At 71.5% G+C, this 26,400-nt stretch carries 24 protein-coding genes; 16 read left to right on the plus strand and 8 right to left on the minus strand.

The genetic code is table 11. The features are described 5' to 3' along the window. Positions 1-148 precede the first annotated feature (148 nt). On the minus strand, positions 149-1,459 hold the full coding sequence (locus WME85_RS39465; protein ID WP_437828619.1) for a class I SAM-dependent methyltransferase: 1,311 nt from the start codon (positions 1,457-1,459) through the stop codon (positions 149-151). 1,144 nt (positions 1,460-2,603) lie between these two features. Between WME85_RS39465 and WME85_RS39470 the strand changes: the two genes are divergently transcribed. From WME85_RS39470 to WME85_RS39500, 7 genes are all read left to right on the plus strand, one after another. Further along, positions 2,604-3,464: a response regulator gene (locus WME85_RS39470; RefSeq protein ID WP_437828621.1), complete on the plus strand. Its 861-nt coding sequence runs from the start codon at positions 2,604-2,606 to the stop codon at positions 3,462-3,464. 191 nt (positions 3,465-3,655) lie between these two features. Continuing rightward, positions 3,656-4,351, plus strand: a complete 696-nt coding sequence (locus WME85_RS39475) for a succinate dehydrogenase cytochrome b subunit (RefSeq protein WP_437304197.1) — start codon at positions 3,656-3,658, stop codon at positions 4,349-4,351. A 19-nt stretch (positions 4,352-4,370) separates the two neighbouring features. Continuing rightward, positions 4,371-6,284 (plus strand): fumarate reductase/succinate dehydrogenase flavoprotein subunit, encoded by a 1,914-nt coding sequence (locus tag WME85_RS39480; protein ID WP_437828623.1) that lies wholly within the window; start codon positions 4,371-4,373, stop codon positions 6,282-6,284. After that, entirely contained in the window at positions 6,284-7,057 is a 774-nt protein-coding gene (locus WME85_RS39485; protein WP_437828625.1) for a succinate dehydrogenase/fumarate reductase iron-sulfur subunit, read from the plus strand. Before WME85_RS39480 ends, WME85_RS39485 begins: the two co-directional genes overlap by 1 nt. 1,178 nt (positions 7,058-8,235) lie before the next feature. Beyond that, positions 8,236-9,018, plus strand: a complete 783-nt coding sequence (locus WME85_RS39490; protein ID WP_437828628.1) for a DUF5995 family protein — start codon at positions 8,236-8,238, stop codon at positions 9,016-9,018. A 44-nt stretch (positions 9,019-9,062) separates the two neighbouring features. Then, positions 9,063-10,109 carry a protein-methionine-sulfoxide reductase catalytic subunit MsrP gene (gene msrP, locus WME85_RS39495; RefSeq protein ID WP_437828630.1) on the plus strand — a complete coding sequence of 349 codons (1,047 nt, stop codon included), beginning with the start codon at positions 9,063-9,065 and terminating at the stop codon, positions 10,107-10,109. Between the two features lie 2 nt (positions 10,110-10,111). Next, on the plus strand, positions 10,112-10,786 hold the full coding sequence (locus WME85_RS39500) for a sulfite oxidase heme-binding subunit YedZ (RefSeq protein ID WP_437828632.1): 675 nt from the start codon (positions 10,112-10,114) through the stop codon (positions 10,784-10,786). 41 nt (positions 10,787-10,827) lie between these two features. Here WME85_RS39500 and WME85_RS39505 read toward each other — a convergent pair whose 3' ends face one another. Both WME85_RS39505 and gor read right to left on the minus strand, forming a co-directional pair. Further along, complete coding sequence (locus WME85_RS39505; RefSeq protein ID WP_437753407.1) at positions 10,828-11,418, minus strand: DUF420 domain-containing protein; 591 nt, start codon at positions 11,416-11,418, stop codon at positions 10,828-10,830. 106 nt (positions 11,419-11,524) lie between these two features. Beyond that, positions 11,525-12,949: a glutathione-disulfide reductase gene (gor, locus tag WME85_RS39510; protein ID WP_437828634.1), complete on the minus strand. Its 1,425-nt coding sequence runs from the start codon at positions 12,947-12,949 to the stop codon at positions 11,525-11,527. Positions 12,950-13,102: 153 nt separating this feature from the next. Between gor and WME85_RS39515 the strand changes: the two genes are divergently transcribed. The 6 genes from WME85_RS39515 to WME85_RS39540 all read left to right on the plus strand — a co-directional run bounded on the left by WME85_RS39515 (position 13,103) and on the right by WME85_RS39540 (position 18,539). Beyond that, positions 13,103-14,173, plus strand: coding sequence for a lysylphosphatidylglycerol synthase transmembrane domain-containing protein (locus WME85_RS39515; RefSeq protein ID WP_437828636.1), 1,071 nt, complete (start codon positions 13,103-13,105; stop codon positions 14,171-14,173). A 255-nt stretch (positions 14,174-14,428) separates the two neighbouring features. Then, a complete protein-coding gene (locus WME85_RS39520; RefSeq protein WP_437828638.1) occupies positions 14,429-15,232 on the plus strand; it encodes an acyltransferase in 804 nt (267 codons plus the stop codon). Between the two features lie 14 nt (positions 15,233-15,246). Next, positions 15,247-15,477: an acyl carrier protein gene (locus WME85_RS39525; protein WP_437304207.1), complete on the plus strand. Its 231-nt coding sequence runs from the start codon at positions 15,247-15,249 to the stop codon at positions 15,475-15,477. Next, the gene (locus tag WME85_RS39530; RefSeq protein ID WP_437828641.1) at positions 15,474-16,649 is read left to right on the plus strand and encodes a hypothetical protein; all 1,176 of its coding nucleotides are present in this window, start codon (positions 15,474-15,476) and stop codon (positions 16,647-16,649) included. Before WME85_RS39525 ends, WME85_RS39530 begins: the two co-directional genes overlap by 4 nt. A 55-nt stretch (positions 16,650-16,704) precedes the next feature. Further along, positions 16,705-17,664 (plus strand): GNAT family N-acetyltransferase, encoded by a 960-nt coding sequence (locus WME85_RS39535; RefSeq protein WP_437828642.1) that lies wholly within the window; start codon positions 16,705-16,707, stop codon positions 17,662-17,664. A 152-nt stretch (positions 17,665-17,816) separates the two neighbouring features. Further along, on the plus strand, positions 17,817-18,539 hold the full coding sequence (locus WME85_RS39540) for a pirin family protein (protein WP_437828645.1): 723 nt from the start codon (positions 17,817-17,819) through the stop codon (positions 18,537-18,539). Between the two features lie 16 nt (positions 18,540-18,555). Here WME85_RS39540 and WME85_RS39545 read toward each other — a convergent pair whose 3' ends face one another. Beyond that, complete coding sequence (locus WME85_RS39545) at positions 18,556-19,191, minus strand: FMN-binding negative transcriptional regulator (protein WP_437828648.1); 636 nt, start codon at positions 19,189-19,191, stop codon at positions 18,556-18,558. Between the two features lie 215 nt (positions 19,192-19,406). Between WME85_RS39545 and WME85_RS39550 the strand changes: the two genes are divergently transcribed. The 3 genes from WME85_RS39550 (at position 19,407) to WME85_RS39560 (ending at position 23,100) form a co-directional block, all read left to right on the plus strand. After that, a complete protein-coding gene (locus WME85_RS39550) occupies positions 19,407-19,886 on the plus strand; it encodes a hemerythrin domain-containing protein (RefSeq protein ID WP_437828650.1) in 480 nt (159 codons plus the stop codon). 496 nt (positions 19,887-20,382) lie between these two features. Next, a complete protein-coding gene (locus WME85_RS39555) occupies positions 20,383-21,018 on the plus strand; it encodes a hypothetical protein (RefSeq protein WP_437828652.1) in 636 nt (211 codons plus the stop codon). Positions 21,019-21,519: 501 nt separating this feature from the next. Further along, entirely contained in the window at positions 21,520-23,100 is a 1,581-nt protein-coding gene (locus tag WME85_RS39560) for a S8 family peptidase (RefSeq protein ID WP_437828654.1), read from the plus strand. A gap of 2 nt (positions 23,101-23,102) precedes the next feature. Here the strand turns inward: WME85_RS39560 and WME85_RS39565 are convergent, their stop codons facing one another. The 4 genes from WME85_RS39565 to WME85_RS39580 are packed head-to-tail and all read right to left on the minus strand — an operon-like array spanning position 23,103 to position 26,368. Then, positions 23,103-23,531: an STAS/SEC14 domain-containing protein gene (locus WME85_RS39565; RefSeq protein WP_437828656.1), complete on the minus strand. Its 429-nt coding sequence runs from the start codon at positions 23,529-23,531 to the stop codon at positions 23,103-23,105. 38 nt (positions 23,532-23,569) lie between these two features. Next, the gene (locus tag WME85_RS39570) at positions 23,570-23,773 is read right to left on the minus strand and encodes a hypothetical protein (protein ID WP_437828657.1); all 204 of its coding nucleotides are present in this window, start codon (positions 23,771-23,773) and stop codon (positions 23,570-23,572) included. 10 nt (positions 23,774-23,783) lie between these two features. Next, positions 23,784-25,541 carry an MXAN_6640 family putative metalloprotease gene (locus tag WME85_RS39575; protein WP_437828659.1) on the minus strand — a complete coding sequence of 586 codons (1,758 nt, stop codon included), beginning with the start codon at positions 25,539-25,541 and terminating at the stop codon, positions 23,784-23,786. Further along, on the minus strand, positions 25,538-26,368 hold the full coding sequence (locus WME85_RS39580) for an HmuY family protein (RefSeq protein ID WP_437828661.1): 831 nt from the start codon (positions 26,366-26,368) through the stop codon (positions 25,538-25,540). The genes WME85_RS39575 and WME85_RS39580 overlap by 4 nt, the downstream gene beginning before the upstream one ends. Positions 26,369-26,400 lie beyond the last annotated feature (32 nt).

The raw sequence follows: 26,400 nt of genomic DNA on the forward strand, positions 1-26,400 counted from the left end.
GCTGGCGGCGCAGGCTTCACAAGATCTTCCGCGCGCGCCGGTGCGGACGGCGCGCCCGGCGGACCTGGACGGCGCCCGGCGATCTGGACGGCGCGGCCGGCGGATCCGGACGGCGCGCCCTGCGGATCCGGACGGCGCGCCCTGCGGATCAGGACGGCGCGGCCGCCCCCCACGCGCTGAACTGCACGGCCGGGACGATCGGCGCGCGCTCCCGCGGCGAGGGCTCCGCCGCGGCGTACAGCGGCTCGCGCGCGAGCGGATAGTCGCGCGGGGCGCCGTTCGACAGCACCATCTGGATGAAGCTCAGGTGCCCGGTGCGGAACGCGGCGGCGGCGCACGCGAGGTAGAACTCCCACTTCCTCATGAAGGCCGCGTCGAAGCCGGTGACCCGCGCGATCTTGTCCCGGTTCTCCACGAAGTTGCGGCGCCAGCAGCGCGCCGTGAGCGCGGAGTGGCGCTGCAGGTTCTCCGCGTCGAGCACGCCGAGGCCGCGCACCTCGGCGCGCGCCGTCATCCCCCGGAGCGACGGAGGCCAGTAGCCCGGGAAGATGTGCTTTTGCAGGAAGGGGTCAGTCCACGGCGACTCCTGTGCCCGCGTGACGCTCTCGAGGAGGCAGACGCCGCCGGGGGCGAGCAGCGCCTTCACCCGGTCGTAGAACACCTCGATCCGGCGCTCGCCGGCGTGGCACATCGACCCCAGCGAGACGAGCCGATCCCACCGGGGCTCGTCCTCGACCTCCTCGTGGCTCATCACGCGGACCTCCACCGGGAGCCGCCGCGCCGCCGCCTGGTCGCGGATGTACCGCGCCTGGTTCTCGCAGAGGGTGATCCCGAGGCACTGCACGCCGTAGGCCTCCGCGGCGTGGAGCATGAGGTGCCCCCACCCGCACCCGAGATCGAGCAGCCGCTGCCCGCGCCGGAGCGCGAGCTTCCGAGCGACGAGGGAGATCTTGTGCGCCTGGGCGTCGTCGAGCGCCTCGCCCGGCGAGCTGAAGTAACCGCACGACGTCTGGAGGCGCCTGTCGAGGTAAAGAGCGTAGAAGTCGTTCCCGAGCCCATAATGACGCTCGACCGCGAGCCGCTCGCGCTTCGCCGCGCCGGAGAGCCACCCGAGCCCGAGCGCGTCGAGCACGTCGGCCGCGTCCAGCTTGAGCGACGACGAGGGCGCGAGGCGCGGCAGGCGCGCCTCGGCGGAGCGCGCGAGCTCGAACAGGCCGGCGAGCGCGTCCTCGAGATCCCCCTCGAAGGTCACCTCGCGACGGATGTACGCCTCGCCGAGCCCCAGCGTGCCCCGGAGCGCGGCCTCGCAGAGCGCCCGCCGCGTCCTGAACGTCACGGAGAGCGCGGGCGCGCCCGCGCCGAAGCGCAGCCGCTCGCCGCCCCAGAAGCGCAGCTCGATCGGGGTCCCGTCATGGCGCTCGAGCAGGCGTGAGGCCGCCTCCTGGATACGACGGGACAACAGCGGAACTTCGCCCTTCCTCACGATGAACATCGGACCCCCTCCGCGACCCCCCGGCCGCTCGACGAGCTGAGCTGAGCTGCGCTTTCCCGTCAAGCGACATGTCATTCGTCCAACGCTTGACAACGGGCCTCGAGACGCCCGCGACGGCCGGCGGACAACCAGGGCATTCGATGTCGTCAATGACAGGACGAACGTAATCGAGTTCGCGCCTGCCATCCGCGGTTTCTTCGGGATGATCCTGATAGAGAGAGGTGTCTTCGGGAGAGTCCCGACAACGCCTCTGTGTCCGGAAGGTTTCATGTTCCCGACGAAGGGGTGAGTCCGAGCCGCGAAGTCAGGAAGATGACTCGATTTTCTCCCTGCCTTCCCGCCTGCTCGGGTCTCCATCGCCGGTTCGCGCCGCGCGCGCTCGCGGCGCTCGCGGCGCTCGCGACCGGAGCGCGGTCCGTGGTACGCGCGCCGGCCCGCGATCACGCCCGGCGCTCCACCGGATCGCCGCGCCGCTCGGGCCGGGCATCGAGCGGCCAGGGTCCGCCGTCGCGCCTCGGCAGCGGGCAGCCGTCAGCGCCTCGCGTCCGAGGCCGAGGAGGACGGGCTCCTCGTCTTGATCTCCGATCAAGTCGCGGGCTCGCGGGACGAGCGAGGCGCCGGCGTCGCGCTCGCCGGCGGCGCGTCGCTCGCGCTGCTCGTGCCGGTGGACGCGGCCTCCTCGGACCGGAGCCGCGCGCGGCGCGGCGCGCGACCTCAGCGGCGGCCGGGCGAGACAGGCCTCCACGCGCGCACCTCCGCTGCGCTCCTCTCCCTGCGACGAGCGCGCGCGATCCGCGCTCTGTGCCGAGCGCGCGCTGCGCGCGCGGCCCGCACGAGTCGGTAGACCGGAGCACATCCGCGCCGGAAGCGCGACGCCACGCCCTGTCAAGGAGAATGGCGGTGACGCCACTTCGGCTTCCGTTTCGCTGTAATACCGGCTCTATTGGATGGTAGGCGGACTTTCGACGGCCGGTGGAGAGCGAAGAGATCCCCGCCGGATGGAGAGCGACATCGGCCGCGACCGAGACGTGGCCATCGAGCGATCACGGCGGCGCCGGACGGGGAGACGGCGCGGCCACCCTTTTTGTGGACACCAGAGGAGGAGGCATCAGTGAGCCAGGCCCGACCCCATGTGCTCGTGGTAGACGCCGAGAAGAGGGTCCTCGACCGGCTTGCGGTCGAGCTCAGCGAAGGCGGCTTCGACGTCACCTGCGCGGACAGCGGCCGCGCCGCGATCGAGCTCGTCAAGGCGCGCCGCTTCGACCTCGCGGTCGCCGACGTGCGGGCGCCCGGCATGGAAGGCGCCGAGATCATCGCCGCGCTCAAGGCGATCAGCCCGGACCTCGAGATCCTCGTCGGCGCCCCGTGCTCCAGCGCGCAGGCCGCGGTGGCGTGCATCGAGAGCGGCGCCTACGACATCCTCGAAAAGCCTTACAACATCGAGGACATGAAGCGGCGGCTCGGGGCGGCGATGCTGCGCACGCACCTCGACGCCGTGGCCGCCGTCCACCAGGCGAGCGCCGCCCTGGCCGCGTCCCTGTCGCGGGACGATTTCCCGGAGCGCGCCGTGGATCTCGCGGCGAAGGTGGTCTACACAACCGGCGCAGCCCTCTCCCTCGCCCTCGACCAGGGGCCCGCGCTGTACCAGGCGGCCTCCGGCGCGGAGGTGCCCGCGGCGTTCATCGCGCGGCTCGCCGGTCAGCTCGAGGGCGCGCTCGCCCCCGTCCGCCTGTCCGCGGACGACGCCCCCGACCTGCTCTGCACCGCGGAGGGCGATCGCTTCGGCGCCGCCATCGTGGCGCCGCTCCGCCTCGGCGAGAGCTCGTTTGGCGGTCTGGTGGTGCTCCGCGACGCGCGCCTGCCGCCGTTCACCAGCCAGGAAGAGCAGGCCATCGGCATCTTCGCGATCGAGCTCGCGCTCGCGTTTTACGGCCACAAGGTACAGCGCGCGCACGGCCCGCGCGCCGCCTGACGGCCGCGCGCCGCCGCGGGGGGCGGGCGGGGGGCCAGACAGCGCGCCCTCGCCGCGGGTGGCCCCGACAGCGCGCTCCCCCGGCCGGCGCGCGGGCCGAGATCTGCGGCGCACGCCCGCAAATTCTTCGGCGATCTCGCGCGAGATTCCCTCTGGCTAACGCGTTCGCACCCCACTAAAGGAGGGGAGCGATGAGCCCCACTGCTGCCCCATCGACTCTCCCCACCAGGGCTCAGCGCGTCGCGCTCTTCTACCGGGATCTCGTCGGCAAGAAGTTCGCGATGGCGCTGAGCGGCGTCGTCTTCTTCGGCTTCGTGATCGGCCACATGGCCGGCAACCTCCAGGTCTACCTCGGCCGACAGAAGTTCAATGACTATGCCGCCTTCCTCCACGGGACGCCCTCGCTGCTCTGGGGGACGCGGCTGGTCCTCTTCCTCTCCCTCGTCGTCCACCTCTACACCGGCATCACGCTGACGCTGCACAGCCGCGCGGCCCGGCCGGTCCGCTACCAGGTGAAGGGGCAGCGGCACCCGAACATCGCCGCGCGCACGATGCTGCTGAGCGGCGGCTTCCTCGCCGCCTTCATCCTCTTTCACCTGCTCCACCTGACGACGGGCACCGTCCACCCGGACTTCGTGCCGCTCGACGCCTACGACAACGTCGTGAAGGGCTTCAGCTCGGCGCCCGTGACGATTGCCTACGTCGTGGCGATGGGCCTGCTCGGGCTGCACCTCTACCACGGCGCGTGGAGCATGTTCCAGTCGATGGGCCTCAGCCATCCGCGCTACACGCCCGCGCTCAGGAAGCTCGCGGCCGCGTCGTCGATCCTGCTCGTCGTCGGCTTCTCCTCCATCCCGCTGGCCGTCCTGTTCGGCCTGGTCCGCTGAGCCCGGAGCGTCCGTCACCATGCAGCTCAATGCGAAGATCCCCGAAGGTCCCATCGAGAAGAAGTGGGACCAGCACCGCTTCAACCTGAAGCTCGTCAACCCGGCGAACAAGCGGAAGTACACGGTCCTCGTCGTCGGCACCGGCCTCGCCGGGGGCGCGGCGAGCGCGACCCTGGCCGAGCTCGGCTACAACGTGAAGAGCTTCTGTTTCCAGGACTCTCCGCGCCGCGCCCACAGCATCGCCGCGCAGGGCGGCATCAACGCCGCGAAGAACTACCAGAACGACGGCGACAGCATCTACCGCCTCTTCTACGACACCGTGAAGGGCGGCGACTACCGCGCGCGCGAGGCCAACGTGTACCGGCTCGCGCAGATCAGCGTGAACATCATCGACCAGTGCGCCGCGCAGGGCGTGCCGTTCGCGCGCGAGTACGGCGGCGTGCTCGCGAACCGCTCCTTCGGCGGAGCGCAGGTGTCGCGGACGTTCTACGCGCGCGGGCAGACGGGGCAGCAGCTCCTCCTCGGGGCCTACCAGGCGCTCGAGCGGCAGATCGGCCTCGGCAAGGTGAAGATGTACCCGCGCACCGAGATGCTCGACCTCATCGTGGTCGACGGCAAGGCGCGCGGCATCATCACCCGCAACCTGATCACCGGGGCGCTCGAGACGCACCTCGGCGACGCGGTCGTCCTCGCCTCGGGCGGCTACGGCAACGTCTTCTTCCTCTCGACGAACGCGAAGGGGTCGAACTGCACGGCCATCTGGCGGGCGCACAAGCGCGGCGCGCTCTTCAGCAACCCGTGCTTCACCCAGATCCACCCGACGTGCATCCCGGTCTCGGGCGACTACCAGTCGAAGCTGACGCTCATGAGCGAGTCGCTCCGGAACGACGGCCGCATCTGGGTGCCGGTGAACGCGGGCGACACCCGCTCGCCGGCGCTCATCCCCGACGGCGAGAGGGACTACTACCTCGAGCGCCGGTATCCGAGCTTCGGCAACCTCGTGCCGCGCGACGTCGCGTCGCGCGCGGCGAAGGCGGTGTGCGACGAGGGCCGCGGCGTCGGGCCGACGCGGCTCGGCGTGTACCTCGACTTCTCGGACGCGATCCGGCGCCTCGGCAAGCCGGCGATCGCCGAGCGCTACGGCAACCTCTTCGACATGTACGAGCGCATCACCGGCGACGACCCGTACACCGTGCCCATGCGCATCTACCCGGCCATCCACTACACGATGGGCGGGCTCTGGGTGGACTACAACCTGATGAGCACGATCCCCGGCCTCTACGTGCTCGGCGAGGCGAACTTCTCCGACCACGGCGCGAACCGCCTCGGCGCGAGCGCGCTGATGCAGGGCCTGGCCGACGGCTACTTCATCATCCCGTACACGATCGGCGACTACCTCGCGTCGACGAAGCTCGAGCGGGTCGACGACCTCCACCCCGCGGTGAGGGACGCCGAGCGCGACGCGAGCGGCCGGCTGAACAAGCTGCTCGCCACGAGCGGCTCGCGCACCGTCGACTCGTTCCACCGCGAGCTCGGCAAGATCATGTGGGAGCAGTGCGGGATGGCGCGCAACGCGCCCGGGCTGAAGGGCGCGCTCGCGCGCATCCCGGAGCTCCGGGAGCAGTTCCACCGCGACGTCCGCGTCTCGGGCACGGGCACCGGCTTCAACCAGGAGCTCGAGAAGGCGGCGCGCGTCGCCGACTTCTTCGAGCTGGCGGAGCTCATGTGCCGCGACGCCCTCCACCGCGAGGAGTCGTGCGGCGGGCATTTCCGGGAAGAGCACCAGACGCCCGAGGGCGAGGCGAAGCGCGACGACGACAACTTCACCTATGTCGCCGCCTGGGGCTGGCGAGGCGAAGGCCAGGCCCAGGAGCTCTACAAGGAGCCGCTCCAGTTCAACGAGGTTCACCCCACGCAGCGGAGTTACAAATAATGCGCCTCACCCTCCATGTCTGGCGGCAGAAGGGCAAGTACGAAGCGGGCCGGTTCGTCACGTACGAGGTGCCCGATGTCAGCGAGCACATGTCCTTCCTCGAGATGCTCGACGTGCTCAATCAGCGGCTCATCCTCAAGGGAGAAGAGCCGATCGCGTTCGATCACGACTGTCGCGAGGGCATCTGCGGCATGTGCGGCTTCATGATCAACGGCCAGGCGCACGGCCCCCTCCGTGGGACGACCGTGTGTCAGCTGCACATGCGGCACTACAAGGATGGCGACGTGCTGTGGCTCGAGCCGTGGCGGGCCCAGGCGTTCCCGGTGGTGAGCGACCTCTCGGTCGACCGCAGCGCGTTCGACCGGATCGTGGCGGCGGGCGGCTACATCTCGGTGCCGACCGGCAGCGCGCCCGACGCCAACGCGATCCCCGTGGCGAAGCCGGTCGCCGATCGCTCCATGGACGCGGCCGCCTGCATCGGCTGCGGCGCCTGCGTCGCCTCGTGCCCGAACGCGTCGGCCTCGCTCTTCACCGCGGCGAAGCTCACGCACCTGAACATCCTGCCGCAGGGCCAGCCGGAGCGCGATCAGCGGAGCCTCAACATGGTGGGGCAGATGCGCGTCGAGAACTTCGGCCACTGCACGAACGTCGGCGAGTGCGAGGCGGTCTGCCCGAAGGAGATCCCGCTCGACGTGATCGCGCAGATGAACCGCGATTATCTGCGCGCGACGCTGCGCCACCGCGAGCAGCAGGCCAAGGGCGGCACCGGCTGAAGCGCGCGGACACGCCGCAGCGCCGGCCTCGACCGGAAGCTGACTGCCCTCGTTTCGGCAAATTTCAGCACGATTCCAGCGAAGACCCCACCCCACACGTCCACACACGTCGCGGGCGCTAGCGCTCCGCCGCGGCCATCCCGCCGCACGGGCGCGCCGCCGCCCGCGGGGCCGTCGCGCGCCGCTGGGTCCTTGGGCGCGGTCGAGAGGCCGTGCCCGCGGCGGCCCAGGCGAGCCCTGCGGCTGCTGCCCCGGGTCAGGCCCCCCCTCCCTCGACCGCGGGCGCAGGCTGCGCGGCCCCAGGCGCCGGGATCACCCCTGTACGCGCCGCGCCATGACAGGCGAACCCTGGCGCGATCGGCGCGCCAGCAGGCACCAAGAACGTCGGTAACGGACAAAACTCCGCATCGCCCTCAATAGATTTTTACCAGGAAGCGGGAATTCGTGCCGCGCCTGTGGATAAATTCTCAGGGATTTCCCGAGCGCCGACTCAGGGACTTCCCAAACGAATGTCACGAATCGTGAGCAGACCGTACAGCCAGCGTGGGATAAACACTCGGCTTGTTTCAAGAACATCTCGCCGCGATTTGCGTCTGCGGTAGTGGCGATGGCGACCTTCCAAATGCGACCAACCCTAGACACTCCAGTAGCAGCGCAACGGGGAAGATGACGTGGGGCTCTCCCGCGCGACAAAGAAACGTGTCAGGGTCAACAGCCGCTTGTTCGAGCTCGCTAGTTCGAATAGCCTCGGAAGCTGTCCCGAACGGGAGCGTGCGTCATAAGGCAATTGTGGGCACCCCACGCCATGTCGTAGAGTAGATTGAACTTAGAGCGCCGCCGCGAGGGGGGGGATCCCGCGGCGAGCGCGCCACGATCGCATCAGATCATCGCTCTTCTGCGCGGAGCCGGTTCGAGAGGGGGGCCGGCAGTAGGAGAAGCAGGGCATCACACGCGGCGATCTATCTCTCGGCGGGTCCGCAGATCCGCTTTCGACATGGGGACGACGCGCACCGGGACCGCAGGCGGGTCGACCGGGCCGGCCAGACCGCCGGCCGGCGCCTCTGCGCTGTTCGCGCTGCGGGCCGGCGACGCCGCGCCGGGGCGACGAGGTGGTCGGATGCGGGAGTTGGAACATCAGAACAGGTCTATCTGAGAGCGAAGAAGTAGGAGGGGACTTCATGAGCAGCTGCATCGACGGCCTGAACCTGTATCCGAAGAGCGTCCACGATGCCGCCGTTGTGCTCGACACCGTGACGGACCGGCTCATCGCCGCGGGCGACCGCCGCGCGGCGTTCACCGACGTTTACGGGATCGTCACGCGCGCTGTCGCGGCGCAGGTCGATCGGCCCGACGGCATGTTCCTCGAGCCGGCGTGGATCTCGCGCCTCGCCGGCCGTTTCTGCGCCAGGTACCTCGAGACGCTCCGCTGGTCCGAGCGGGGCGTGGCGCAGGACTGCGGCGCCTGGCACCTCGCGTACGCGAGCACGTCATCCCGGTTCACGCCTCCCGTGCAGAACGCGCTGCTCGGCTTCAGCGCCCACATCAACTACGATCTGGTCCTCGGGATCCACGCCACGATCGTCGAGTTCGGTCACGGGCGCGACGCGCGGATGCTCGCGCGGCTCAAGCACGATCACGATCAGGTCAATACGCTGCTCCGCCTCTCGGTCCCCGAGGCGCTCGCTCGCCTCGCCGGCCGGCACGGCTGCCACCTGAGCACCTTTTTCCACGACAACGCCCCGGATCTCGCGACGTGGGTGGCCATGGAGATGCTCTCGCGCTGGCGCGAGCGCGTCTGGGCCGACGTCGTCGCCCTGCTCGAGGCGGGCGGCGCGGGCGAGCGGGCGGCGCTCACCCGCGCGGTGGAGCAGCGCTCCGCGCGCATCGCGCAGATGCTCGCGCTGCCGTCGCTCCACCACACGCCCGGCGCGGCGCTCCGCCTCCTGTCAAGGGCCGCGTGATCGCGGATCGAAACCGGAGCCCGGAGCGATCGTAGAATGGGGGCATGAGCCAGCTGCCCAAGGAGCCGCCCGCGGACGAGATCACCCCTCCAGCGCTCTACATGCGCCGGCGCGAGCTCCTCAAGAACGCGGCGCTCTTCGCCGGCACCGCCTCGGCCGTGGGCGGCGGCCTCGTCTGGCTCACGGGCGGCCCGGCGGGCGTGGCGGACGTCGCCGCCCCCGGGACAGCTGGCGGCGAGGGCGCGCGCGCCGGTGAGGGCAGCGCGCCGCCGCTCCCCGGCGCCGCGACGCCGTCGCCGCCCGGCGCCGCGGGCGGGAGGAGCCCGTTCGTCACGGACGAGCCGCGGACGGACTACGAGGCCATCGTCTCGTACAACAACTTCTATGAGCTCGGCCTGAGCAAGTCCGAGCCGGCCGAGAACGCCGGACGGCTCAGGCTGCGCCCGTGGACCGTCGCGTGCGAGGGAGAGCTCAAGAAGCCCGAGGTCATCGACATCGACACCCTCCTCCGGTGGTTCCCCCTGGAGGAGCGCGTCTATCGCATGCGCTGCGTCGAGGCGTGGTCGATGGTGATCCCCTGGCTCGGGTTCCCGCTGGCCGCGCTGCTCCGGCGCCTCGAGCCGACCTCGCGCGCCCGGTACGTCCAGTTCACCACGCTGCTCGACCCGGCGCAGCTGCCCGGGCAGCGGAGCGACGTCCTCGACTGGCCCTACGTCGAGGGGCTGCGGCTCGACGAGGCGATGCACCCGCTGACGTTCCTGGCGGTGGGCCTCTACGGCAAATCGCTGCTCGGCCAGAACGGAGCGCCCATTCGCCTGGTGGTCCCGTGGAAATACGGGTTCAAGGGGTGCAAATCGATCGTGAGCATCAAGCTCACCGAGCGGCAGCCGAGGACGACCTGGAGCCAGGCCGCGCCGGACGAGTACGGGTTCTACGCGAACGTGAACCCGGCGGTGAATCACCCGCGCTGGAGCCAGGCGACGGAGCGCAGGATAGGTGAGCTGCGCCGCCGCCCGACGCTGCCGTTCAACGGCTATGCGGAGGAGGTCGCGGGCCTGTACAGCGGCATGGACCTGCGGGAGAGCTTCTGAAGATGAGCGCGCAGGTGGACGCGGTGAGGACGGTGAAGGCGGCGTCGCCGCCGCGCGCTGGCACGCCGCGCGCGCCGCGCGGGAAGCTGCCCTGGCTCCCGCCAGCGATCGTCACGGGCGGCCTGATCCCGCTGGCCGTGCTCGGCGTGCGCGCCTTCACCGGGGCGCTCGGCCCGAACGCCGTCGCCGAGGCGCTGAACCAGCTCGGCCTCCTCGCGCTGGTGCTGCTCATCGCCTCGCTGGCGGCGACGCCGCTCAAGCTCGTCTCGGGCTGGACGTTCCCGCTGCGCATCCGCAGGGCGCTCGGGCTGCTCGCCTTCTTCTACGCGTGCGCCCACTTCCTGACGTACGCGGGCGTCGATCAGGGGCTCGACGTCCGCGCCATCGTCGAGGACATCACGGAGCGGCCCTTCATCCTCGCCGGCTTCGTCGCGCTCCTCCTGCTCGTCCCGCTCGCGGCGACGTCGACCGCGCGCATGCTGAAGCGCCTCGGCGCCGCGCGCTGGAAGCGCCTGCACCGCCTCGCGTACGTCGCCGCCGTCCTCGGGGTCGTGCACTTCTTCCTCCGGGTGAAGAAGGACGCGACGGAGCCGATGATCTACGCGGCGCTGCTCGCCCTGCTCTTCGCCGTGCGCGTCGCGAGCGCCGTCCTGCGCAGGCGCGCGGCGCGGCGCTGAGCCCTGCGCGCAGGCCGACAGCGGCAGCGGCCGCGGCGCGCTCAGGGCACCGCCGGCGGGCTCCCGCGCAGCATGAAATAGATGAGCACGCCCGTCACCGACACGTAGAGCCAGAGCGGCAGCGTCACCCGCGCGACCCGGGCGTGCTTCGCGAAGTTCGCCTTGTAGGCGAAGTAGAACGACGTCAGCGCGAGCGGCACGATGCCCGCCGACAGCACGATGTGCGAGATGAGGACGGCGAAGTAGACGGCGCGGAGCGGCCCGGTGCCCTGGTACTTCGTGTCGCCGTGGACGAAGTGGTAGGCGAGGTAGCCGACGAGGAACAGCGACGAGGCGACGAACGCCGAGACCATCAGGTACTTGTGCACGACCACCGCGCGGCGCTTGATCGCGACCCAGCCCGCGACGAGCAGCGTGGCGGCGGTCGCGTTCAGGGCGGCGTTCAGCGGCGGCATGAAGCGGAGATCGGCGCCCCCCGCGCCCCGCCGGATGATGAGGATATAGGCGAGGAACGCCAGCGCGGCCGCGGAGAGCACGGCGTTGAAGACGTAGAACGACCGGTCGCTGGTGCGGGTGAGCAGGCCGACGGGCTTCAAGGGGCTCGAGGCGTGGGTCGACATCGCGCGGTCCATACCAGAGGAGCGCGCTGGGCGCGAACGCGGGCGGGCGAGCGGGCCCAAGCGCGTGGGCCGGCGCGCGCGGGCGCCGCCGTGAGCGGAACGCGCGCGCCCCCTCGCGTTATGCCGAGCTTGGAGCGATCCCCATCGGGGGGCTGCGATCCGCGTTCCGCAGCGGCTCGCGCATGGTCACGAACTCCTCGGCCGCGGTCGGGTGGATGCCGATCGTCGCGTCGAACTGCGCCTTGGTCGCGCCGCACTTCAGCGCGACGGCGAACCCCTGGATGATCTCGCCCGCGTCCGGGCCGACCATGTGGACGCCGAGCACGCGGTCGGTCGCGCGATCGACGACGAGCTTCATCATCGTCTTCTCGTCGCGCCCGGAGAGGGTGTGCTTGAGCGCGCGGAAGATCGAGAGGTAGACGGCGACGTCGTGGCGCTCGCGCGCCTGCGCCTCGGACAGGCCGACCGTGCCGACGTTGGGCTGGCTGAAGACGGCGGTCGGGATGCCGGCGTAGTCCACGCGCGCGGGCTCGCCGCGGAAGAGCATCTTCGAGAGCGCCATCGCCTCCGCGATGGCGACGGGCGTGAGCTGCACGCGCGAGATCACGTCGCCGAGCGCGTAGATCGACGGGACCGACGACTGGAACGCGTCGTCCACCACGACCGCGCCGTCCTCGTCGAGCTCGACCCCGACCTCCTCGAGGCCGAGCCCCTTGGTCTTCGGCAGGCGCCCCGTCGCGTACAGCACGCAGTCGGCCTCGATCTCGGTGCCGTCGGCGAGCGCCGCAGAGAGCCCGTCGCCGCGCCGCTCGATGCTCTCGACGCTCGCGCCGAGGCGGAGGTCCAGGCCCTTCTTCTGGATCTCGGCGGCGAGGAACGCGCGGACGTCGTCGTCGAAGCCGCGCAGCAGGTGCATGCCGCGGTGGATCAGCGACACCTTGGCGCCGAGCCCGTGCAGGATGCCGGCGAGCTCGACCGCGATGTAGCCGCCGCCGACGATGACCGCGCGCCGCGGCATCGTCTGGAAGTGGAACGCGTCGTCGGAGGTGATGGCGAGCTCGCGCCCCGGGAGCTCGGGGATCCAGGGATAGCTGCCGGTCGCGACGAGGATCCGCTCGGCGGTGATCGTGGCGCCGTCGATCTCGACGGCGTGCGGGTCCACGACCCTGGCCTGCCCCCAGCGGATGTCGGCGCCCGAGTTCTTCAGGAGCCGCTCGTAGACGCCGTTCAGGCGCTCGATCTCCTTGTTCTTGTTGCGGAGGAGCGTCGACCAGTCGAACGACGGACCGGCGTGACCGTTCCCGCCGGCGCCGTGGCCGGGCACCGTCCAGCCGTAACCGGCGGCGTCCTCGAAGTCCTCGGCGTAGTGCGAGGCGTAGACGAGGAGCTTCTTCGGGATGCACCCCAGGTTGACGCAGGTGCCGCCGAGGTGGCGCGACTCGGCGACGGCGACCCGGGCGCCGAAGGAAGCGGACATGCGGGCTGCGCGCACGCCGCCGGAGCCGGCGCCGATGACGAACAGATCGTAATCGTACTTGGACATGGTGGACGACTATGCCCCATGCGGGGCGCGGTCGCCGCGCAGCGTGCGCTGGTCGGGGCCCCGGCGGCGGGGGCGGCGCCGGCGGTGGTCCGAGGCGTCCGAGGCGCCGCTCCTTCCGGCCACACCGGCGGGGATTCTGCTACCGTCCCGCCGTTGCGCTCCTCGACCCACACCGGAACCTTCGCCGCGGACTCGTCGCCGCGCGGCGGCGCGCTGCCCGAGCCGCGCGCGCCGCGTCACTGGGGGCGCGCGCGCCGCGCCCTGCCCTTCGCGCTGGCGATCGGGCTCGTCGGCTTCGTCCTCGGCCGGCTCGACTTCGGCGCCTTCCGCGCCGCCCTGTCGCGCGTCGACGCCCCGCTCTTCGGCGCCTTCGCCGCCGTCTTCATCCTCGCGCTGCTCGCCGCCGACACGTTCGCGACCGTGCTCGTCTACCGCCGCCTGATCGCGCCCGTCGCCTTCCGCGACTTCTTCGTGCTCCGCGGCGCCTCGTACCTGCCGTCGCTGCTCAACCACCACGTCGGCCAGGCGTTCATCACGGTCTTCCTCGCGCGCGCGCACGGCGTGCCGCTCGCGCGCGTCGCCGGCGCGACGCTCGTCGTCTACGCGTCGTGGCTCGGCTGCCTGCTCCTGCTCGGCGCGGTCGCCGTGCCCGCGAACGGCGGTCCGCTCGCCGGGTCCGCCCTGCTCCTCGGCGCCGGCGTGCTCTACCTCGCGATCCTCGCGCTGCGCCCGGCCCGGCTCGCCCGCACGAAGCTCCTCGCCCCGCTCTTCGAGGCGGGCGTGCGCGGCCACCTCGTCGCCCTCGCGGCGCGCGTGCCGCACCTGCTCGTCCTGTTCGTCGGCACCTGGCTGCCCTTCGGGTTCTTCGGCGTGCGCATCCCCTTCGCGGCCGCCCTCACCTACATCCCGATCCTGATGGTGGCGGTGACGCTCCCCCTCACCCCGCAGGGCTTCGGCACGCGCGACGTGCTCGCCGCCGCGCTCTTCGAGCGGTTCGCGGCCGGCGCGACGCGCGAGGAGCGCCTGGCGGCCGTCGCCGCGACGACGACGACGTGGGCCGTGGCGCTCACCCTGGTCGAGGCCGCGCTCGGCCTGGCCTTGCTCCGGGGCGCTCTGCCCCACATGGAGGCGAAACGGGTCACCGGCGACGCGGGCTCCGGCGCTGCGGGCGACGCGGGCTCCGGCGCTGCGGGCTCCGGCGTCGCCCGGAGCGAGCCTGCATGACGCGGCCTGACGCGGCTCGGTACCGGCGTTGTCACGGTATTTGCTATGTGTACCAAGTAAAGTGAGAGTGGACAAAGATCTGGCAACGGGCTGTAACGGGTTTGAATAGGAGTCGCTGCCCGGACAACCAAGAGAATGGTCGACGTGATAAGCCTGGAGCGATAGGCTCCGGTACCTCGTTGCGCCTTTCTCCGTCTCGACGGGCCCCCCGCTGAACATCGCTGCTCCGGCCGATCCGGGCAGAGCCCACCCTCCATGAAGAACCTTTATCGCTTCCTCGCCTCGTCCGATCACAGCGTCGCCCGCGCCGTGCGCCAGGTGCGGCACCAGGTCCGCACGTTCACGCTGCCTGCGCCGCGGCCGGTCGTGGTCCCGATGCGCATGGCGTTCCAGGCGGCGCGCGACGCGTACTACTTCGGCGCTCGCGTCCTCGTCTGCGAGCCGCACTTCAAGTCGTACTGCACGCAGTACGGCAAGGGCGTCCGGACGGGGAACTTCATTCACTACATCCAGGGGCGGGGCGACATCATCCTTGGCGACAACGTGGTGCTCGACGGCAAGATCAACTTCGTCTTCGCCGCGCGCTTCTCCGACCGCCCGACCTTGAGGATCGGCGACAACACCGGGATCGGGCACGACTGCCGGATCATCGTCGGCAAGTCGATCACCATCGGCAAGCACTGCCGGATCGCGGGCAGCGTCTACATCCTCGACTCGAGCGGCCACCCCAGCGACCCGGAGGACCGGAAGCGGGGCTTGCCGCCGGCGGACAGCGAGGTGAAGCCCGTCGTGATCGAGGACAACGTCTGGCTGGGCGCCCGGTCGATGATCTTCCCGGGGGTCACGGTCGGCGAGGGCAGCGTCGTCGCGGCGGGCTCGATCGTGATGGCCGATGTCCCCCCGTACACCGTCGTCGCTGGCAACCCGGCGCGCCGGGTGGCATCACTCCGGACCGAGCCGCCGCCGCCGCTCGTCGAGCCCGCCTCGGACCGCTCCGACGCAAGGGGCAAGGGCGCGGACGACGCGGCGAGGCGCTCGCTGGCCGACAGCGCATCTTAACCCTGGAGCTCTTGATGGCGATTGAGGTGGAGAAGGTGATCGAGGTCATCGTCACGGTCGGCAGCCTCCCCGCTGCGATCCAGCCCGATGACGACATCTACGACGCGGGGTTCTCATCGATTCGCGCGCTCCAGCTCCTCACCGAGCTGGAGGACAGGTTCAACGTGACCCTGCCGGACGACAGGTTCACCGTCGCCCGCACGCCGCGCGCGCTGAGCCAGCTGATCCAGGAGCTCGCCCCGTGAGGAAGACCGTCACCGTCGAGCTCGCGACGCCCGCGACCGAGATGGCGCAGGAGGAGATCCCGAAGCAGATCGCCTTCCTGTCGAAGGAGATCTCGAACATCCGCTTCGTCCGCGAGGGCGCCGCGCTCGAGTTCGAGGCCCCCGAGGCGCACGCGGGCGATCTCGCGAACGCGGCCGCGGGCCTAGCGCGCACGATGCAGCGGAGCCTGCGCGCGCTGACGCGGAAGCTCGTGTACCGCAGCCCGGCGTGCGACCGGGTGGAGTTCCGCGGCGGCGCGCTCCCCGACGGCATCACGCAGATGGGGCAGGGCCAGGTCGCGCTGGAGGGCATCCCGCTGCGGCTCTACCGTTACTTCGATCGCTCGCTGGAGGCGCTCGGCGCGCCTTTCTCGCCGAGCCCGATCCTCGTGCCGACGCTGATCCCGGCGGCGACGCTGGCGAAGTGCGACTACTTCCGCTCCTTTCCTCACATCGTCACGTTCACGTGCCACCTGCCGGAGGACATGCCGCGCATCGAGGACTTCCGGGCGCGGCACCAGGACCGGGACTCGCTCGACGAGCGCGCGCTGAGCGACATGGCGCACCCGGAGGTGTGCCTCTCGCCGGCGGTCTGTTACCACGTGTACGCGGCGAACCGGGACCGCGTGCTGCCGGCCGGCGGCGCGCGCTACGCGCTCGCGGGCCGCTGCTTCCGCTACGAGTCGAGCAAGATGGTCGACCTGCGGCGGCTCTGGGAGTTCACGATGCGGGAGATCGTCTTCCTCGGCTCGCGGGAGAACGTCCTCGGGCTGCGCGAGCAGGGGAACGAGCTCGTGGCGGGCTACCTCGACGAGCACCGGCTGGCCGGCGAGATCCGGACGGCGAGCGATCCGTTCTTCATCGCGCCGGACGCCGCCGCCAAGACGTACTTCCAGATCAGCAGCGAGACGAAGTACGAGATCTCGCTGATGCTCCCGGAGGGCGAGCGGGTCGCGGCCGGCTCGCTGAACTACCACACCGACTTCTTCGGCCGCGCGTTCAGCTGCAACGTCGAGGGCGCGGGCCCGATGCACAGCGTGTGCATCGCGTTCGGCCTGGAGCGGTGGGTCTACGCGTTCCTCGCCCAGCACGGCAACGACCCGGCCGGCTGGCCGGAGATCGTGCGGCGCGCCCCGGAGATGGCAGGCCTCTAGTCACGAGGCCGGCGCGCAGTTCCGTTTCCCGGGGGATTCTGCCAGGCTCGCGGCCATGCAGCTCGAGCACGTCGACCCGGTCGCGGCGGCGGAGGAGGCCAGCCTTGTCCTGCGCGAGGCGTGGGCGCCGCCGGCGCTCCACTACACGGCCGACTACCTGAGATGGCAGCTCGGCTTCCCCGGCCCGGCGCCGCGGGCCGTGCTCGCGCGCGAGGGCGGGGAGCCGGCCGGCTTCATCGGCGCCGCGCCGCGCCGATTCCGCTTCCGGGGCGCCGCGTCCGAGGGGTACGTGCTCTCGTTCGTGAGCGTGCGGCCGAAGTTCCAGGGACGAGGCCTGGCGAGCCGGCTGTACGCGGAGCTCCTCGACGGCCTCCGCGGGTCCGGCTCGCCGATCGTCGTGTTCGTGGAGGCGCGCTCCGCGGCCGCCCGGCGCGTGCTCCTCAAGGCCGTCGAGCAGGCGGGGTTCAAGCTGAAGCCGCTGGCCGCGTGCCAGAACCACGGCTTCGTCCCCCGGGCGAGCGCCAGGCCGGCGCAGGCCGTGGCCACGCCGGCGCAGGCCCTGGACGAGGTGCTCGCGGCGATCGCGGCGTGCGGCGGCGAGCGCGTGCTGTGGTCCGCGCCCGACGCGGCGCAGCTCGAGCACAGCCTGCGCGACCCGCGATCGCGCAGGCTGCTGCGCGTCGAGGAGGCCGGCCGAGCCGTCGGCGCCGCGGCGGTGTTCCTGTCCGAGATCGCGACGGCCGCGGGCATCGACCGGGTGCCGACGGTCGACGCGCTCTACCTGCCGGAGCCGACCGCCGAGCGGGTCGCGGCGGTGCTGCGCGCGGCGTCGGAGGCGTTCGCCGGGAAAGCGACCGTACCGGTGGTGAGCGCGCCGAACCTCGCGATCGTCCCGCAGGACCAGCTCAGGCCGGCCGGCGCGCGGGCGACGGGCGCGACCTTCGACGCGTTCGTCGTGCACCCCGACGGCGCGCCGTGGCTCGACGCCGAGGTGACCAACCTCGAGGTCGTCTGAGGCGCGGCGCGGCGACTCCCGGGAAGGCGCGGCGCGGCAAATCTCGCGAGGCACCGGCGAGGCGCGACGGCGGGGACCATCTCCGGAGCAGATGGGATCCATGAGGTGAATGCCGATTCACAAGATGGATCGGCGGGCGCATGCTGGGTCTCATGAACAACACCTCTTCCACGCAGGCCATGCAGATCCGTCGATCCAGCGAGCGCGGCTATGCCGATCACGGGTGGCTCCAGTCATTTCACACGTTCTCGTTCGCCGACTACCAGGACCCGGACCACATGGGCTTCCGGTCGCTGCGGGTCATCAACGACGACTACGTCGCTCCGGGGCGCGGGTTCGGGACGCACGGGCACCAGAACATGGAGATCGTCACCTATGTTCTCGAGGGGGAGCTCGAGCACAAGGACAGCATGGGGAACGGCTCGACCATCCGCCCCGGCGAGGTCCAGCGCATGTCGGCCGGCACGGGCGTGTACCACAGCGAGGTCAACGCCTCGAAGTCGGGCGTGACCCACCTGCTGCAGATCTGGATCTTGCCGGACCGGCGCGGGTACACGCCGAGCTACGAGCAGAAGGCGTTCTCCGAGGAGGAGCGCCGAGGCAAGCTGCGGCTGGTCGCCTCGCAGGACGGGCGCGAGGGCTCGGTGACCGTCCACCAGGACGTGAGCCTGTTCGTGGGGCTCCTCGGACAGGGGCAAGAGGCGCGGTACGAGCTGGCACAAGGGCGGAACGCCTGGGTCCACGTGGCGCGCGGGAGCGTCGAGCTGAACGGGACGCTGCTCGAGGCGGGGGACGCGGCGGCCATCACGGCCGGCGGGGCGCTCCGCCTGGTCGGGAAGGTCCCGGGCGAGGTGCTGCTGTTCGACCTCGCCTGAAGCGCCGGCGGTCCGCTCATCGGTCCTCGTCGCTCCCGGTCATCAGGCGCATCATCTCGAGATCGTCCGGCAGACCGCGCTCGCCGAGGGCGCGGTACACGCGGGCGCGGTCGGCGGGCGAGCGGTTCTGGCTCAGCTTGAACTTGCCCTCGAGGCGCTCGATCGAGATGGAGAACCCCACGATGGCCCGGAGCAGGCCCTGGTGGAGCTCGCGATCGAGCCCGCGCGTGCTCCAGGGCTCGGCCGCGCCGCGCTCATGGATGCTGGAGAGGTCGTCGAGCAGCGCAGTCAGCTCCTCGTCGCTCATCGGCCCTGCCGCGCGCCCGTGGGCGTGAACGACGGCGTAGTTCCAGGTCGGCACCTGCCTTCCGGGCTCCTCGTACCACCGCGCCGAGACGTACCCGTGCGGCCCCGAGAACACCGCGACGAGCGGCCTGCCCTCCGTCGCCAGCCGCCAGATGCGGTTCGCGCGCGCGACGTGGGCGCGGAGGCGGCCGTGGGGCCCCACGCCGCGATCGAGCACGAAGGGCAGATGAGCGATCTCGAACCCTCCCTGCTCGTCCTGAACCATGAGGCAGCCGAAGCTGTGTGCCTCGATGAGATCGAGCTGCCGATCGATGTCAGTCTCCACGAAGGATCCGGGCGAGTACATCGCAGGAGCTTACACCCGCCCCGCCGCGCGGGTCACCCGGCGGCGCGCGGCGCCGCGCCTGAGGTCGGCGCCGGCCACCCACCCGAAGGGCTGTACGGCGCGCGGGTCGCTCCTGACAAGCCGCGCGCGGCGCCGGGACGAGCGCCGCGTCGCGAGGCTCCCGCAGGCGCGGCCCCGCTTGCTCCAGGGGCGGCTCCCGCTACATAGAGAGATCTATGGACGCCATCGACCTTCTCGAACGCCACCACCGCGAGCTCGAAGAGCAGTTTTCCGGGCTGAAAAAGGCATCTTCCGTCAGCGCTGAGCAGTTCTCCACGGCCGCCGACCTCCTCGCCACGCACATCACGATCGAGGAGCAGCACTTCTACCCGGCGGTCCGGGCCCGCCGCACCGAGGATATCCTGCTCGAGTCGCTGGAGGAGCACCTGTCCCTCAAGCGCGTGCTGGCCGATCTGCTGGCGCTCGAGACGACGGACGAGAAGTTCGGGCCCAAGCTCCACGTGCTCGCCGAGCAGCTCGAGCACCACCACAAGGAGGAGGAAGAGCACCTCTTCCCCAAGGTGAAGAAGATCCTCGACGAGGCCGGGCGCGAGGAGCTCGGGCAGACCATGCAGGCGAGGATGGGCGAGCTGCGACGCGGCGAGCCCCGCAAGCTCGTCCTGAGCCAGACCGAAGAGGCAGCACCCCTTCCGTGAACAGCGCGGCGCTCATCCCGCTCCGGCCCGACGGCGCGGGAAGGAGCCGCTGCTCTGCCCCTCGCGAGCCCGCGCGCGTGGGCAGGCTGCATGCTGGAGCCGCATGCTGGAAATGACATCATGATGCAATGCGCGCGTGCCTCGGCTCACGGTACTCACGGCGCTCACGTCACCCGCGTCACTCACGCCGCGCGCGCCGCGCGCGCCGCTCACACTGAGCACGCGCTTCTTTGCGGCGAGAATTCCATCCGGCGCACTACGATTTTTGTAGAAGGATTTCCCTTACCGTTGTTATTGTACCTTGCCGCGAGTCTCGCGGCAGGAGTCCGAGATGGCATCGGCGACAAGGCACATGGCGGAGGAGCCGGTGGAGAGTGCCTGATACCATGCGCCTGCTGCCCGGCGCCGCTGGCGCGATCGGCGCTGGCGGTCGCCGGTGCGAGCGAGCGTCATCGTCGACGCGCGGCGCGCACGGGGAACCTTCGAAGGAGGTAGGATGACTGCTCGACCTGTACTCTCGATCGATACATCCTTCGACCCGGACAGCGCCTGGTTCGCGACGGGCCGGACGCAGCTCTATGGTCGTATGGGAGAGCAGTTCTCCATCGTACCGTTCGGGCGCGCCAGCGCGGAGCGGCGGCGGATACTCCGCCAGATCGCGCGAGCCGAGGGCGCGGGCAACCCCTTCCGCGCGATCGTCGTGTCGTCCCACGGCAAGACGAGCTGCGTTGTCGACGACGAGTCGCCGGACGGCATCCTGCTGTCGCACGAGAGCCCGGCGCCGGAGATCGAGCTCTGGGCGCGCGGCCGCGTGCTCTATTTCTGCTGCGGCGAGACCGCCAGCGGGCCGCTGTTCGACCGGCTCCTCGACGCGGGGGCGCGCGCGGTGATCGGCTTCACCGGGCGGCTCTGCGCCACGACCGTCGAAGGCAAGTTCTTCTGGCGGCAGCTCGACCAGGAGCTCGTGACCTGCGCGCTGCACGACCAGCTCGCGCCGGGCTTCGAGCGGGCGAGGCAGCAGTTCCTGGAGCGCGTCGCGACGCGGATCGCGGGGCTCCCCGACGGAACAGCCCGGGAGGACCTCGCGAGGTTGCGGGACCTGCTCGCATCGATGGTGATCCGCGGCGCCTAGAAGCGCTGATACCTCGCCGCTCACGTACGTCTCTGGTTCCCCGGTTGCACTGGGTGACGAGCTGCCCGACCGGAGGAGCCCAGCTGCCCGCGCGTGCGGCTCATTCTGGACCGGTCGTTCCAGAATGAGCCGCACCGGCTGGTCCCCGGCTGGAGCCCAGCTGCCCGCGCGTGCGGCTCACTCTGGACCGGTCGTTCCAGAATGCTCGGTCCGAGCGAGCCGCACGCGCAAGGGGCACCCGAGTCCGGCAGGAGCTCCGCGCCGCGCGATCTCATCCTCTCCTCATGCGCCGGAGACAACCTCGGCGCGCACGAAGGGAATCCAGTCTGGCCTGATGAGATAGAGAGATGAAATCGCCAGGACATCAGGAGTGAGAAGAAGCGTAGATGAAAAATTCTATTCTTCCCTTGGCTCTCTTGGTGGCTCTCTCCTCCTCATCCGAGCACCGCTCCAGAGCGGCTCTGGCAGGATGCCGCGCGGTCCTGTACATCCAGGAGAGCGATGAGACTCGAGCGATTCACCACGCTTTTCTCGGCGGCGCTCTTCCCTTTCGTGGCGGCCGGGGCCGGCGACGCCCTCGCCAGCCCGGCCGCGGCGCGGACGGCGTCGTTCCTGGATGGCGGGCGGCGCGTCTCGGCCGAGCGGCTCGGGTCGGCTGCGCTGGGCCCGTCCGGCGACGCGCTCGCGCCGGTGCGGCTCCACTACCCCGGCGGCCGGACGGTGCAGGCCCGCGTGGGCGCGACCGCGATCGTGGAGGTCGATCCGGGCGCCGAGGGCGCGCTCGCCGCGGCGGGCGTGGAGGTGGTGAGGCCGCTGATGCGCTCGATCGGGCTGTGGCTCGTCAAGGACACGAGCGGCGGCGACGGCCTCGACCTCGCCGAGCGCCTGCAGGGCGCGGCGCGGCCGGCGTTCCTGCGCGAGGCGATCCCGGACCTCCACGTCCGCCTCGTCGCGCGCGGGGCGCCGTTCACGCCGAACGACCCGCGACTGCCAGGACAGTGGTACTTCGACGACCTCCGGATGGAAGAGGCCTGGGGGCGCACGCGGGGAGACGCGTCCACATCCATCGTCGTCGTCGACACCGGCTGCGACCTCGACCACCCAGACCTCGCGGCGAAGATGGATCCGGGCCGGGACGTCATCGATGGAGACGACGACCCCACCTACAAGCCGGGCGAGGACGGCGTGAGCCACGGGACGGCCTGCGCAGGCCTCGTCGCGGCCGACACCGACAACGGCGTGGGCATCGCGGGCGGCTGCCCGGCCTGCAGGGTGCGGTGCGTGCGGCTGCTCGACGACGAGCCACGGCCCATCTCCCAGTCGGTCGACGCCTTCGAGTTCGCGCTGCAAGCGAACGCCTCGGTGGTGTCCAACAGCTGGGGATACGCCGAGCCGATGCCCGTCCCCAGGGTGGTCGAGGACGCGATCAACCGGCTCTTCGACACCGGGCGCGACGGGAAGGGAGCGCTCGTCCTCTTCGCCGCCGGCAACGATGACCGGGAGATCAACGACGATGAGCTCCAGGCGGTGCGGGGCGTGCTCACCGTGGGCGCCGTCAACCACCTCGAAGAACAGACGTCGTTCACGAACCGCGGCAGCTCCATCGATCTCGTCGCGCCCACCGGGACGCTGAGCACCGATATCGCCGGGCGCGAGGGAGACAGCCCGACCGATTACACCTCGCTCTTCGGGGGGACCTCGTCGGCGTGCCCGGTGGCGGCCGGCGTCGCGGGGCTGCTCGTGAGCGCCGCGCCCGAGCGGACCGCGAGCGAGCTCTACGACATCATGATCCGCACGGCCCGGCCGGCGCCTTACGCGGTGCCCGACGAGAGCGGGCACGACCCCGTCTTCGGGCACGGGATCGTCGACCCGGTCGCGGCGCTCAGGGAGCTTCTGGGAGACGAGCCGCCGCCCCCGCCGCTGGAGGGAGACGGCGAGCCCGGCCCCGTCGCGGCCGAGCAGGCCGGCTGCGCATGCGCGGCGGCGGGCGCCCGCTCAGGCGAGCGGCGCGGCCTGGCCGCGGCGGCGATCCTCGGCCTGGCCGCGGCGGCGCGCCGGCGGGGCCGCGCGCGCCGCGGGTGACCTCACGCGAGCGGCCGCTGCCTGGCCCGGAGCGCGTCCCGCCGCGCGAGCAGCCACGCGCGCGCCTCGGCTTCGGTCGCGAAGAACTCGACGGGATAGGATTGCCCGGTGAGGATCTGCACGGTCTTCGCGGCGAGCGTCGAGACGACGCGCAGCGGGAAGCTCCCTCCGAAGACCGCGATCGCATCGAAGCGCACGCCGCGAAGGCTGTCCGCCATCGCCTTGCGCGCCGACGGGAGGATCGTGCCGGTGCGGCTCGCATCGGAGAGCACGAGGACCTCGCGGCCGCTGTCCATCAGGCGCCGGCACGCGTCGGCGATCGCGCGCGCCGTGTCCTCCGAGATGTCGCCCACCGTGACGGTGAACAGAAAGCCGTCGGGGTCTTCACGGAGAAGAGAGGAGCTCGCGTCCTCGGCGCCAGGATCGCTCATGCGAGCATGCTAGCGCCTCGCCGCCGCCGGCGGCTGCTTCATGTGAGCGGCCGCCGCCCGGCCCGGAGCGCGTCTCGCTGCGCGAGCAGCCACGCGCGCGCCTCGCGCTCCGTGTCGAAGAACTCCACCGGATAGGATCGTGAGGTGAGGAGCTGTACGCCCTTCGCGGCGAGCATCGCGATGACGCGAACGGAGAACGCCGCCCCGATGAGCCTGGCGCCCTCGGGGCCGAGATCGGGCATGCCGACCAGGTTACCCCCTTCGCCGAGGGGGGCTCCCCCTGCGCTCGCGCCGGCGCACGGCCAGCCCGAGCAGCGAAGCGCCGAGCGCGGCGCCGCCGGCCCCAGCGGAGCTGCCGACCGCGGCGGCCGGCGATCCGACACGGCAGCCGCAACCCCCATCGGCCCCGCCGCCTGTCTCCTCCGACGGCGCCTCGCCGCCATCGCTGGCCCCGCTGCCACCGCCACCGCCGCTGCCACCACCACCACCGCTGCCACCACCGCCGGCCCCGCCCTCCGCAGCGGCCCGGCACGCGGCGACCTCGTCCGAGGTGCCGATACACAGCGTCGGCTTGCGCGACTCGCCCTCTTGCAGGCCGTTCACCACGATCACGGTCAGGGCATCGGCGCCGGCCGTGTCGATCAGCGCTTCGCCGGCAGCGACGTCGGCGGCGCGCACGACCTCGCCGTACGCGCTGTCGCGCCGCGGCGCGAGCAGCAGGGCGAGGCCGTCGCGCTGCGCCGGGTCGTCCGCCGGCGCCGCGAGCGCGGCCGTCATGGTCGCGCGCCCGCCCGGCGGCACGCTGAAGTATTGCGCCGACGCGTGGAAGACCCGCAGCCGGTCGGAGGTGGGCGCCTCGACCGCCTGCGGGGCGAGCCCCCGGTAGCCGGCCCCGGCGGCGTAGGAGCGCTCGGGATCCGCGGAGGCGCCGGTGAGCAGGTTCCAGGTGGCGAACTCCACGAACGCCTCGGCGAACGTCGTCTGCGCCTGCGACGAGAGCAGCGGGTCGAGCTGCTCGAACCACACGGGATCCGCCTCGCCGGACGCGCCGTCCTCGACGCGCTCCCAGAGCGCGCGGACCGTGCCGCCTCCGAAGCGCTCCTCGAGGAACTGGAAGAAGAGCGCGCTCCCGTAGCTGAACGGGTCGACCGGGCCGACCATGGGCACGTCGAGCGATCGATCGGCGTTGGAGAGGTAGCCGTCGACGAAGCCCTCGAAGTCCCGCAGCGAGGGGTCGAACGACTCGGTCGCCCACACCGCCGTTCCCTCGGTGATCAGCGTGTCCTGGCCGTGGTCGTAGGCCGCCTGCACCGCGTGGAAGAGCTCGTGGCTCCCGAGGATCCGGTTCGCGGTCCGCGTCGACGGGTAGCCGTAGCCGCTGTAGTCGTTCTCCTGGGTCATGAAGCCGGCGCAGCGGTCCTCGCCCGGAGCGCAGGCATCGACGCGGAACACTCCGTCGCCGACGCCGGCGAAGTCGACGAGGTAGACGTCGAAGCGACCGTCGCCGCCGTTGTCGGGGAGGTCCTCGTCGCTCCTCGGCGGCCGGAAGCCGAGGACGTCGCGGTAGTGGACGATCACCTCGTCGTAGACGGCCGCGACCTCCTCGACGAAGTCGGGGACGCCCGAGGCGTCGGCGTCCGCGCCGGGCACCGCGCTGCGCCCCTCGCGCGCGAAGTGGACCAGGAACGCCCCGGAGGCCGACGCGAAGGTCTCGAGGGTGTCGTCCGGATCGAACCGGAACTGGAGGTCGGTGCCACGCGTGTCGGGCCGGTCGAGCGGCGCCGCGGCGGGCCCGTCGAGCGGGCCCGGGACCACGTCGTCTGCGCCGCAAGCCGAGAGCGCCGGCGCGAGCAGGGCGGCGAGCGCCGGGACGGCCGAGGCCGTGAAGCCGGCAGCGCGGCGGCACGAAGCGACGAGCGCGGCTGCGCGGCCGCGGCACGAAGCGGCGCCGCCGTCGGCGCGGCCGCGGCGCGCCAGCGCGGGGCGCCCTTCGCCGGGGCTCCGCGTCACGGGAGGAAGGCCCACCGGAGCTGGAGGTTGGCGGCGCCGGTGTCCATCATCGGCACCATCCCGGTCTCCTGGCACTGCGCCTGGGCCTCCTCGTTGTAGAAGCTCGTGACGGTCAGCTTGAGCCTCCGGCCGTCGGCGAGCCCGACGACGTAGACAAGGCCGCTCATCGCGACGCAGCCGGGGTAGGTCCAGTAGCCGGAGAGCGCGGTCGCGGGGGACTCCAGCCCGGAGCCGTCGGGGATGAGCTCGCAGCTCTCGGTGAAGTACTCGTCGCGGCGGAGCCTCAGCTCGCCCGGAGCCTCGGCGAGCGCGTCGTAGTCCGGCGTGCCCGGGAGCCGCGCGGCGGAGACGCAGGACGGGCCGGAGTGGCCGCTGTTGATGCGCACGACGTAGCGCCGGAAGGCGATGTCCCAGTCCATGGATCCGAGCGCGTCCTCGTCCGAGATCTCGACCTTCTCGAGGCCCTCGGCCGTGAAGCGGGCATAGACGTAGGCGTCGGGGTCGGAGGCGAAGGGGCCCCCCGCCGTGGCGTCGACGAGCGAGCGGAACCCGTCGCCGTCCGGCTCGTTGTCGATCCCCCCGGGCGCGACGGTCGACTGGAAGTTCATCTGCTGGAAGACATCGTCCTCGCAGGGCACGGGCGTCGGCTCCGTGCACGAGGACTCTGGCTCCGGGGCGGAGCCGCCGCCGCCCTCCGCGGTCGAGCTGTCACCTGCACCCGCGCCGCCCGCGCCGGGATCCGCCGGCGGGTCGTCGGAGCCGCAGGCGCACAGGGAGAAGAGGGCGACGCTGGCAGCGAGGAGCGCTGAAGCGGAGGAGGTGCGCATGCGCGGCATGGTAACAGAAGCCCGGGACAGCG

The organism is Sorangium sp. So ce1153 (genome assembly GCF_051521595.1).
Lineage (GTDB): Bacteria > Myxococcota_A > Polyangia > Polyangiales > Polyangiaceae > Sorangium.

What these genes read in the sequence shown, in the direction of transcription:
- WME85_RS39570 (WP_437828657.1), bottom strand. Translation starts at nt 23,773, where the DNA reads ATGCCCGATCTCGGCCCCGAGGGCGCCAGGCTCATCGGGGCGGCGTTC.
- WME85_RS39520 (WP_437828638.1), top strand. Translation starts at nt 14,429, where the DNA reads ATGAAGAACCTTTATCGCTTCCTCGCCTCGTCCGATCACAGCGTCGCC.
- WME85_RS39500 (WP_437828632.1), top strand. Translation starts at nt 10,112, where the DNA reads ATGAGCGCGCAGGTGGACGCGGTGAGGACGGTGAAGGCGGCGTCGCCG.
- WME85_RS39485 (WP_437828625.1), top strand. Translation starts at nt 6,284, where the DNA reads ATGCGCCTCACCCTCCATGTCTGGCGGCAGAAGGGCAAGTACGAAGCG.
- WME85_RS39545 (WP_437828648.1), bottom strand. Translation starts at nt 19,191, where the DNA reads ATGTACTCGCCCGGATCCTTCGTGGAGACTGACATCGATCGGCAGCTC.
- WME85_RS39525 (WP_437304207.1), top strand. Translation starts at nt 15,247, where the DNA reads ATGGCGATTGAGGTGGAGAAGGTGATCGAGGTCATCGTCACGGTCGGC.
- WME85_RS39505 (WP_437753407.1), bottom strand. Translation starts at nt 11,418, where the DNA reads ATGGACCGCGCGATGTCGACCCACGCCTCGAGCCCCTTGAAGCCCGTC.
- WME85_RS39490 (WP_437828628.1), top strand. Translation starts at nt 8,236, where the DNA reads ATGAGCAGCTGCATCGACGGCCTGAACCTGTATCCGAAGAGCGTCCAC.
- WME85_RS39480 (WP_437828623.1), top strand. Translation starts at nt 4,371, where the DNA reads ATGCAGCTCAATGCGAAGATCCCCGAAGGTCCCATCGAGAAGAAGTGG.
- WME85_RS39560 (WP_437828654.1), top strand. Translation starts at nt 21,520, where the DNA reads ATGAGACTCGAGCGATTCACCACGCTTTTCTCGGCGGCGCTCTTCCCT.
- WME85_RS39565 (WP_437828656.1), bottom strand. Translation starts at nt 23,531, where the DNA reads ATGAGCGATCCTGGCGCCGAGGACGCGAGCTCCTCTCTTCTCCGTGAA.
- WME85_RS39475 (WP_437304197.1), top strand. Translation starts at nt 3,656, where the DNA reads ATGAGCCCCACTGCTGCCCCATCGACTCTCCCCACCAGGGCTCAGCGC.
- WME85_RS39550 (WP_437828650.1), top strand. Translation starts at nt 19,407, where the DNA reads ATGGACGCCATCGACCTTCTCGAACGCCACCACCGCGAGCTCGAAGAG.
- WME85_RS39555 (WP_437828652.1), top strand. Translation starts at nt 20,383, where the DNA reads ATGACTGCTCGACCTGTACTCTCGATCGATACATCCTTCGACCCGGAC.
- WME85_RS39540 (WP_437828645.1), top strand. Translation starts at nt 17,817, where the DNA reads ATGAACAACACCTCTTCCACGCAGGCCATGCAGATCCGTCGATCCAGC.
- gor (WP_437828634.1), bottom strand. Translation starts at nt 12,949, where the DNA reads ATGTCCAAGTACGATTACGATCTGTTCGTCATCGGCGCCGGCTCCGGC.
- WME85_RS39580 (WP_437828661.1), bottom strand. Translation starts at nt 26,368, where the DNA reads ATGCGCACCTCCTCCGCTTCAGCGCTCCTCGCTGCCAGCGTCGCCCTC.
- WME85_RS39535 (WP_437828642.1), top strand. Translation starts at nt 16,705, where the DNA reads ATGCAGCTCGAGCACGTCGACCCGGTCGCGGCGGCGGAGGAGGCCAGC.
- msrP (WP_437828630.1), top strand. Translation starts at nt 9,063, where the DNA reads ATGAGCCAGCTGCCCAAGGAGCCGCCCGCGGACGAGATCACCCCTCCA.